We start from the raw sequence: 9,079 nt of genomic DNA, 5'->3' as shown, positions 1-9,079 counted from the left end.
TTCATCCACCTCGCCGCAGCAATGATCTGGAACCAATGAATGTCGATCGGCCCTAAGCCTTCCCTAACTCAGGCCTCTCGCACGCGTGCGAGCAGGCCAAGTCCTCCGACGAAGAACAGCACCAGCACTGCCATGCCAGCCTTCTGGCTGGCGGTGACTGCAGTGACGAGGCCGATCAGCAACGGCCCGATGAAGGACGTTACCTTCCCTGTCAGCGCGAACAGACCGAAGAACTGCGCGATACGATCCTGCGGCGCCAGCCGGATCAACAGCGTGCGCGATGCCGCCTGCAGCGGACCGCCCGCCATGCCGATCAGGCAACCCAGCGCGAGATAGGCCTTTTCCGCAGGCGCCGCGAACAGACCGCCGCCTGGCACCGGCGGCGTGACCTTGATGAAGAAGATGGTCTCGCGATCAATCAGCAAAATCGCGATGATCGAGGTCAGCAGCAGCAGGATGCTGCCGGTGATCACGCGCTTTGGTCCGAACGCGTCGTCGAGTTTTCCGCCGATGAAGGCGCCGAACGTTCCGGCAATGGCCAGGATGATGCCGAAGGTGCCGATCTGAATCGTATTCCAGCCGAATGTGCCGGCCGCATAGATGCCGCCAAAGGCGAACAGCGATACCAGCCCGTCGGTATAGATCATGTTGGCAATCAGGAACGCCATCATCGAACGATGTTTCGGCAGTTCCGCGAGCGTGTGCTTGAGATCGGAGAGACCCTCCCGCACGGCGCTCTGCGCAGAGACCTTCGCGGGAAAGTCGGGTGTCAGCAGAAACATCGGCAGCACGAAGACAACGAACCACAATCCCGACAGCGGTGCCGAAATACGATCGCCCTCGAAGGTCGCGGGATCGAGACCGAGGATCGGGACCAGGCCGAACAGCGTGCGGCCCGTGGTGGGGTTCGCGGCCATGAGGCCGAGCACGATGATGAGGCTGAGAATGCCGCCGACATAACCCAGCGCCCAGCCGGAGCCGGACAGGCGACCGATTTTGTCCGGCGGCACCAGCGTCGGCATCATCGCATTGTTGAAGACGGTCGCGAATTCCACCCCGATGGTCGCGAAGCCATAGGCGATCAGCAACGGCAGGATGATGGCGGGATCGCCGGGCTTGCCGATCCACATGATGCAGGCGCCGACTACGAAGATCGCGCCGAAGCTTGCGATCCACGGCTTGCGGCGGCCGCTCGCATCCGCAATCGCGCCGAGCATCGGCGATGCCAGCGCGATGATCAGCCCGGCGGCGGCAGTCGCGAAGCCCCACAGGGATTGCCCGGTTGCGGCGTCGGACGCCACGCGCGTGGCGAAATAAGGCGCGAAGACAAAGGTTGTGATGAGACTGAAGTAAGGCTGCGCCGCCCAGTCGAAAAACATCCAGCTGATCACCGCAGAGCGCGGCGGATAGGTCTTGGGCGCGGCTGTCACAGAGGCTGATGAAGCGGCGGCGACCGCCATGAATGGTATCCCCCGCGAATCACAGAGTGTTGTCTCGTACGTTTCACAAGCCATATAGCATTCGAGACGGCGATGCGATCATGTCCGCTGTCAGCCGGAGTGATCGATGATACCGTTTGCTTTCCTGCGTTGTGCGTGCATCGCAGCACTCGCATTGATACTCGTCGTCCCGGCATCGACAAACGCGCAGCAGGCGCGTGACATCTATACCCCCGCACCGCCGGGCACGCTCAGGCCCATCACCGCCAAGCATGGCATGGTGGTCGCCCAGGAAAAGATCTCCGCCAAGGTCGGCGCGGATGTCATGACGCGCGGTGGCAATGCAATCGATGCCGCAGTAGCCACCGGTTTTGCGATGGCCGTGACCTATCCCCGCGCCGGCAATATTGGTGGCGGCGGCTTCATGGTCATCCATACCGCCTCCGGCGAGGACATCACCATCGACTACCGCGAGACCGCACCGGCGGCGGCCACCCGTGACATGTTTCTCGGCAGCGACCGCAATCCGGATATCGCGAAATCGCGCGACTCCGCGTTGGGTATAGGCATTCCCGGCACCGTTGCGGGACTTTCGCTGGCGCTACAGAAATACGGCTCCGGCAAGTTCACCCTGTCCGATCTGTTGCAGCCTGCGATTGCGCTGGCACGCGACGGCTTCGTTGTGGCGGACGATATTGCCGACACGCTGCCCGACCTGCGGCGACGCACCGCGCGCTGGCCATCATCGGTCAAGATCTTCTCACGCGCCGATGGCACAGCGCTGCAACCAGGCGATACGCTGATCCAGAGCGACCTTGCTGCGACGCTGACGGCAATCGCAGCACAGGGGCCACGCGGATTCTACGAGGGCCCGGTGGCGCAGAGGCTGGTCGATGGCATCAACAAGGCTGGCGGCCTTTTCGCGATCGAAGACCTCAAGGACTATCAACCGGTGATCCGCCAGCCGGTGCGCGGCAGCTATCGGGGCTACGATATCGTCTCGATGCCGCTGCCGTCATCCGGCGGCACGGTGCTGTTGGAAACACTCAACATTCTCGAAGGCTTTCCTGAGACAGCCTTGCGGCAAGGCTCGGCGCCGTCGCTGCATCTGCTGATCGAGGCGATGAAACGCGCTTATGCGGATCGCGCGCGCTATCTTGGCGATCCTGCATTCGTCAACGCACCGATTGCGATACTGACATCGAAAGACTACGGCGCCAAACAGCGCGCCTCGATCGATCTCGACAAGGCGACGCCATGGACCGATGCGCTCTCTGCGGTGCCGCCGCGTGAAGGGCAGAATACAACCCACTATTCCGTGGTCGATGCTGCCGGTAATGTTGTGAGCAATACCTATACGCTGAACTTTCCCTACGGCGTCGGCCTCGTCGCCGATGGCACGGGCGTGTTGATGAATAACGAGCTCGACGATTTCACCGCAGCACCCGGCGCCTCGAATGCCTTCGGCCTGGTCGGCTTCGAAGCCAACCTGCCGGGACCAGGCAAGCGGCCGCTGTCATCGATGTCGCCGACCATCGTGCTGAAAGACGGCAAGCCTGTTCTCGTCACCGGCTCGCCCGGCGGCAGCCGCATCATCTCGACGGTGCTGCAGGTGATCGTCAATGTGCTCGACTACAAAATGGATGTGATGTCGGCCGTCGCCGCCCCGCGCCTTCACCACCAGTGGCTGCCCGATGAAGTCCGCGTCGAACGCGGCTTCAGCGAAGAGACTCTCAACGCATTGCGCGCGATGGGCCACAAGGTGGTCGAACCGATGGGCCAGACTTCGGCCAATTCTATTCTCGTGACGTCAGACGGCTTGCTTGGTGCTCCCGATCCGCGTACGCGTGGCGCTGAGGCGTCTGGATACTAACGCCCGAAGAAATATCCGGTACTCCCAGGGGGCGGATGAGCGCCCCCAACCAAGATCATAAACGGGGGAAGCGATCATGAGCGGCGACAGACCAACCAATCCCGGCGCCATCGAGCGCGCGGAGATCGAAGACACCAGCCTTCTGGCCTTCTATCGCGACATGAATGCGCCGGAGCGCCGCACGTTCTGGGCCTGCGCCACCGGCTGGGCGCTCGACGGCATGGACTTCATGATCTATCCGCTGGTGATCGGCACCATCATCGTGATGTGGAAGGTCGATCCTGGCACGGCCGGCCTCGCCGGCACCGTGACACTTCTTGCCTCCGCGATCGGCGGCTGGCTTGGAGGTTATGTTGCCGACCGTATCGGCCGCGTCCGCACGCTGCAGCTCACAATCCTCTGGTTCTCGTTCTTCTCGCTGATCTGCGCCTTCGTGCAGAATTTCGATCAGCTGCTCGTGGCGCGTGCGCTGCTCGGCATCGGTTTCGGCGGTGAATGGGCTGCAGGCGCGGTGCTGATGGGCGAAGCGATCCGTCCGCAGTATCGCGGCCGCGCCGTGGGCTCGGTGCAATCCGGCTGGGCGATCGGCTGGGGTCTCGCCGTGCTATCGCAAGCGATCCTGTTCTCCTATCTCCCGCCGGACGTCGCATGGCGCTGGATGTTTGCCATCGGCGCGCTGCCCGCTTTGCTGGTGCTGTATCTGCGCCGCTACGTCGAGGAGCCGGTCATCGCCGCGGAGACCCGCGCCAGGCAGAACGCCAGCGGCGATCGGCCCAAGCTCAGCGAGATCTTCACTGGCCCGATGCTGAAGACCACGATCCTCGCATCGCTCGCGGCGACCGGCTGTCAGGGAGGCTACTACGCCATCACCTTCTGGGTGCCGCGCTTCCTCACCACCGAGCGCAAGCTGTCGATCGTCTCATCGACCGGCTATCTCTCGGCGCTGATCGTCGGCTCCTTCGTCGGCTATCTCGTCGGCGCGTGGCTCGCCGACCGCATCGGCCGGCGGAATCTGTTTCTGACCTTCTCGCTCGGCGCCATCGCCGTCATCCTGATCTATACGCAGGTCACGTTGACCAACGAGGTGCTGTGGATCCTCGGCTTCCCGCTCGGCTTCTTTGCGTCGGGTTACTTCTCCGGCATGGGCGCGTTCCTCACGGAACTCTATCCGACGCGCCTGCGCGGATCGGGCCAGGGCTTCTGCTACAATTTCGGCCGTGGCATCGGCGCTCTGTTCCCGTTCCTGGTCGGCGCACTGTCCAACACCACCAGCCTCGGCAATGCCATCGCGATCTTCGCCGTGCTGGCTTACGGCCTGTTCTTCCTTGCAGCCTTCGCGCTGCCCGAAACCCGCGGACGTATTCTCTATGCGGGCGCCTGATTCATCATCGAGCGAGCCCCAGGCTTGCCCGGGGCCGCGGCCGACCCAACGCAGCGCGACACGGTTCACCGTGCCGCGTGGCGCTGTCGATACCCATGCCCATGTGATCGGTCTGCCGCCGGACTATCCGTTCGTCGCCGGACGCAGCTACACACCGCCGGAAGCCACGGCGGCGTCCTATCTGTCGATGCTCGAGGCCACCGGCATAACATATGGCGTGCTGACGCAAGTCAGCGTGCACGGCACCGACAACCGCCTGCTGGTGGATGCGCTCACCGCCAATCGCCAGCGGCTGCGCGGCATCGCAGTGATCGGACTGGACTGTCCCGAGAAGGAAAAGGCTGCTTTGAAGGAGGCCGGCGTCGTTGGCCTTCGCCTCAACGTGCTCTATGGCGGCGGAATGGGTTTCGCGCAGCTTGAGGACTACGCTTCGCTCTGCCGCGAGATGGGCTGGCATCTGCAGTTTCTGATCGATGCCAAGGACATTCCGGCTCTCGTCTCGCGCTTTGCAAAACTCCCGGTGCCGTTCCTGGTCGATCACATGGGACATTTCCCGACATCGCGCGGCGTCAACGATCCGGGCTTCGATGCTCTGGTCGGACTCGTGCGCGATGGCGCATGGGTGCGCCTGTCAGGCGCCTATCGCACCAGCGTTCAGGGTGGGCCGCCCTATAGCGATACAATTCCGTTCGCGCAGAAGCTCGTCGCCGCCAATCCCGACCGTTGCGTCTGGGGCTCCGACTGGCCGCATGTGGCGAACTGGGACGTGATGATGGGCGTGAGCGAGTTGCTTGACCTGCTCGCAGACTGGGTGCCGGACGAGGCGGTGCGTAACTGCATCCTCACGGACAACCCACAGAAGCTGTTCGGCTTCCCGGCGGTCTAGCGCCCCACCGAATACGGCCCGCCCTTCTCCAGCGCACGCTGATAGGCGGGCCGCGCGTGGATCTTCGCCAGCCAGGCCATCGCCTTCGGATGGCCATGCTCCAGCCCGGCGCGTGCCGAGGCGGCTTCGAGCGGGAAGCTCATCTGGATGTCGGCCGCGGTGAACTCGTCGCCGGCAAACCATTCGCTCTTTGATAGCTCGCCTTCCCAGAACGCCATGTGCTGCTTCAACTGCGGATCGACCAGTGTGCTCAGCGCCTTCGCTGAGATCGCATTGACCAGCGGGCGCATCAGCAGCGGCGCGCGTTTGGGCAGCATCAGGAAGATCAGCTTCAACAGCAACGGCGGCATCGCCGATCCCTCGGCATAATGCAGCCAGTAGGTGAAGCGCAGACGCTCCGGCGTGTTGGGCGGCGGGATCAACCGCCCTTCGCCGTAAGTGGTGACGAGATAATCGACGATCGCACCGGACTCGGCGATCGTGTTGCCGTTGTCGGTGATGACCGGCGATTTGCCGAGCGGATGGATCGCCCGCAGCGCCGGCGGAGCCAGCATGTTGGGCTGCCGGTTGTATCTGATGATCTCATAGGGAACGCCGAGCTCTTCGAGCAGCCATAGCACGCGCTGCGAGCGTGAATTGTTGAGGTGATGGACAGTCAGCATGGCGATCCTTCTGGGCGGCGGCCCGGCGAGCAACTTATTATCACCCGGATGATATTGACATAAAAATCACCCGGGTATAAATCATGCGGTATCTTCTGTATTCCCCCGCAGCTTTTACGTCGCAGGTTTCACAATGGATCCAGCACCTTACAATTCCTTTAGTGCATTCGCCGGTGACCGGCTGCTGGCAACCGGGCCATTGGCCGAGGTAGCCATCGCAGTCAAAATCGCCTCCGCTGGCCAGATCGCCGACCCAATCACTATCTTCGACGATTCAACCGGGCGACCTATCGATCTCGATCTGCGCGGCAGCCACCGCGACATCGTCGCCCGATTGCCCCAACCGCCGGCGGCGCCCGCGGAAGCCGCGGCGGAGCCCCGCGGCCGCGGCCGCCCGAAGCTCGGCGTCGTCGCCCGCGAAGTCACCTTGCTGCCCCGGCATTGGGAATGGCTCGGCGCCCAACCGGGCGGCGCGTCGGTCGCGTTACGAAAACTGGTCGAGGCGGCGCGCCGCGCCCATGGCGACCGCGACCGGCTACGCGCCGCGCGTGACGCCACCTATCACTTCATGTCGACGATGGCAGGCAATCGGCCCGGCTTCGAGGAAGCATCGCGCGCGCTGTTCGCCGACGACCGGCGGCGCTTTGTCGACCTGATCGCCGCATGGCCCGCCGACATCCGCGACCACATCGTCAAGCTTGCCTTCAGCGATCGCGCCGAACCAACCTCCGCGTGATCGGCCGCTCCACCAATACATAGGAAATACCCCGTGTCCGACACCCCTCCCCTCGGGAAGACCTTTCTCGCCTTCCTCGCACCGATGATGCTGAGCAATATTCTGCAGTCGCTGTTCGGCACCATCAACAGTATCTATGTCGGCCAGATGATCGGCACCGATGCGCTCGCCGCAGCGTCGGTGTTCTTCCCGATGATGTTCCTCTTTGTTTCGTTCGTTGTCGGGCTGGGAGCGGGCGCATCGGTGCTCATCGGCCAGGCCTGGGGCGCGGGCGAACGCCACAAGGTGAAGGCCGTCGCCGGCACGACCCTCGCCGTTGCCATTTTGCTTGCCGTGATCATCGCCGTGTTCGGCGGATTGTTCAGCCGACAGTTGATGATCGCACTTGCGACGCCGCCGGATGTTCTCGATGCGGCCACCGCCTATGCCCGCATCATGATGCTGGCGATGCCGGCGACCTTCATTTTCATTCTGATGACATCGATGATGCGCGGCGTCGGCGACACCGTGACGCCGCTATGGGCGTTGGCACTGTCCACCGTCATCGGTCTCACCGTCACGCCGGCATTGATCCAGGGCTGGTTCGGCCTGCCGCGGCTTGGCGTCGCCAGCGCCGCCTGCGCCTCGGCGGTGTCGGGCGCATTCACGCTGGTCTGGCTTGCCATGTATCTGCGCCGCAAACATCACGCGCTCGCGCCGGACGCAGAATTCCTGCGCAGCATCCGGCTGGACGGCGCGCTGCTGCGCAAGGTGTTGCGGATCGGCATTCCCTCGGCAGCCGGCATGGCCGTGATGTCGGTGGCCGAACTGGTACTGCTCGGCCTCGTCAACGGCTTCGGCTCCAACGCTACAGCGGCCTATGGCGCGGTCAATCAGGTTTTGAGTTATGTGCAGTTTCCCGCCATCTCCATATCGATCACGGTCTCGATCTTCGGCGCACAGGCTATCGGCCGCGGCCATACCGACCGCCTCGGCGCCATCGTGCGCACGGGACTGCTGATGAACCTCGTCCTGACCGGCGGGCTGGTGGCGATCGCCTATCTGTTCTCCCGCAGCCTCATGAATCTGTTTATCGTCGATCCCGTCGTACTTGAACTCGCGCAGCGATCGCTTCACATCGTGCTGTGGAGTTCGGTGCTCTTCGGCATGGCCACCTCATTCTCCGGAATGATGCGCGCCAGCGGAACGGTGTTCGCGCCACTGGCGCTGCTGGTGTTCGCTATCGTCGCCATTGAGGTACCCTCGGCCATCATCCTCAGCCGCACCATCGGCCTCGATGGCGTCTGGGCCGCCTACCCCATCACCTTCTGCGCCATGTTCATTCTGCAGATGAGCTATTACATGCTGGTGTGGCGCAAGCGGACCATACAGCGCCTGATCTGACGCGTCCTTGCGCCAGAGTATTATGCTCATCATAAAAGCGGTGGACGCAGCGCACGCGCTGCGCCACAATGGCCCTATAAAAAGTCCGGGAGGCCATCGTGACCAAGACATCGCCGCAATTCCTGTTCGATTTCGGCAGCCCTAACGCCTATCTCAGCCATCTGGCGATCCCGGCGATCGAGGCACGCACCGGCGTTAGGTTCGAATACGTCCCCGTACTGCTGGGCGGCATCTTCAAGGCCACCAACAATCGCTCCCCTGCCGAAACCTATGCCGGCGTCAAGAACAAACGTGAATTTCATCAGCTCGAGACCGAGCGATTCGTGAAACGGTTTGGCGTCAAGCCCTACACGATGAACCCGTTCTTCCCGGTCAACACGCTGAATCTGATGCGCGTCGCCATCGCGGCACAGCTTGAAGGCGTGTTCGAGAAATATGTCGAGGCGGCATTCCATCATATGTGGGGTGAGCCAAAGAAGATGGATGACCCCGAAGTAGCCATCAAGGCGCTCACCGACTCCGGTCTCGATGGCGCAAAACTGTTCGCGCGCGGGCAGGAATCGGAGGTGAAGGCGGTGCTGGTCGCCAACACGCAGGCCGCCGTCGAGCGCGGCGCATTCGGCTCACCAACCTTTTTCGTCGGCGATGAAATGTTCTTCGGCAAGGAACAGCTGCGCGAGGTCGAGGAACTGATCACCAGCGCCGGCAAATAACGGAGG

Annotated in this window: 8 protein-coding genes; 6 read left to right on the top strand and 2 right to left on the bottom strand. The window is 63.0% G+C overall.

Going from position 1 to position 9,079, the window contains the following annotated elements; genetic code table 11:
- Nucleotides 1-68: 68 nt before the first annotated feature.
- Entirely contained in the window at nucleotides 69-1,460 is a 1,392-nt protein-coding gene (locus tag ACEK02_RS31475; RefSeq protein ID WP_371425539.1) for an MFS transporter, read from the bottom strand.
- 106 nt (nucleotides 1,461-1,566) lie between these two features.
- Between ACEK02_RS31475 and ggt the strand changes: the two genes are divergently transcribed.
- The 3 genes from ggt to ACEK02_RS31460 all read left to right on the top strand — a co-directional run bounded on the left by ggt (nucleotide 1,567) and on the right by ACEK02_RS31460 (nucleotide 5,579).
- Nucleotides 1,567-3,312: a gamma-glutamyltransferase gene (gene ggt, locus ACEK02_RS31470; RefSeq protein WP_371425537.1), complete on the top strand. Its 1,746-nt coding sequence runs from the start codon at nucleotides 1,567-1,569 to the stop codon at nucleotides 3,310-3,312.
- A gap of 76 nt (nucleotides 3,313-3,388) precedes the next feature.
- Nucleotides 3,389-4,693 (top strand): MFS transporter, encoded by a 1,305-nt coding sequence (locus ACEK02_RS31465; RefSeq protein ID WP_371425535.1) that lies wholly within the window; start codon nucleotides 3,389-3,391, stop codon nucleotides 4,691-4,693.
- Nucleotides 4,680-5,579 carry an amidohydrolase gene (locus ACEK02_RS31460; RefSeq protein WP_371425533.1) on the top strand — a complete coding sequence of 300 codons (900 nt, stop codon included), beginning with the start codon at nucleotides 4,680-4,682 and terminating at the stop codon, nucleotides 5,577-5,579. The genes ACEK02_RS31465 and ACEK02_RS31460 overlap by 14 nt, the downstream gene beginning before the upstream one ends.
- On the opposite strand, the gene ACEK02_RS31455 is transcribed toward ACEK02_RS31460, so the two are convergent.
- A complete protein-coding gene (locus ACEK02_RS31455; RefSeq protein ID WP_371425531.1) occupies nucleotides 5,576-6,241 on the bottom strand; it encodes a glutathione S-transferase family protein in 666 nt (221 codons plus the stop codon). The genes ACEK02_RS31460 and ACEK02_RS31455 overlap by 4 nt on opposite strands.
- A 133-nt stretch (nucleotides 6,242-6,374) precedes the next feature.
- Between ACEK02_RS31455 and ACEK02_RS31450 the strand changes: the two genes are divergently transcribed.
- The 3 genes from ACEK02_RS31450 to ACEK02_RS31440 all read left to right on the top strand — a co-directional run bounded on the left by ACEK02_RS31450 (nucleotide 6,375) and on the right by ACEK02_RS31440 (nucleotide 9,073).
- Nucleotides 6,375-6,977 carry a DUF2239 family protein gene (locus ACEK02_RS31450; RefSeq protein WP_371425529.1) on the top strand — a complete coding sequence of 201 codons (603 nt, stop codon included), beginning with the start codon at nucleotides 6,375-6,377 and terminating at the stop codon, nucleotides 6,975-6,977.
- A gap of 84 nt (nucleotides 6,978-7,061) precedes the next feature.
- On the top strand, nucleotides 7,062-8,360 hold the full coding sequence (locus ACEK02_RS31445) for an MATE family efflux transporter (RefSeq protein ID WP_371425541.1): 1,299 nt from the start codon (nucleotides 7,062-7,064) through the stop codon (nucleotides 8,358-8,360).
- Between the two features lie 98 nt (nucleotides 8,361-8,458).
- Entirely contained in the window at nucleotides 8,459-9,073 is a 615-nt protein-coding gene (locus tag ACEK02_RS31440; protein ID WP_371425527.1) for a 2-hydroxychromene-2-carboxylate isomerase, read from the top strand.
- The last annotated feature ends 6 nt before the right edge of the window (nucleotides 9,074-9,079 follow it).

The organism is Tardiphaga sp. (assembly GCF_041424195.1).
Classification (GTDB): Bacteria; Pseudomonadota; Alphaproteobacteria; order Rhizobiales; family Xanthobacteraceae; genus Tardiphaga.
The sequence above is the reverse complement of the archived record's forward strand: the minus strand, read 5'-3'. Positions and strand labels throughout refer to the sequence as shown.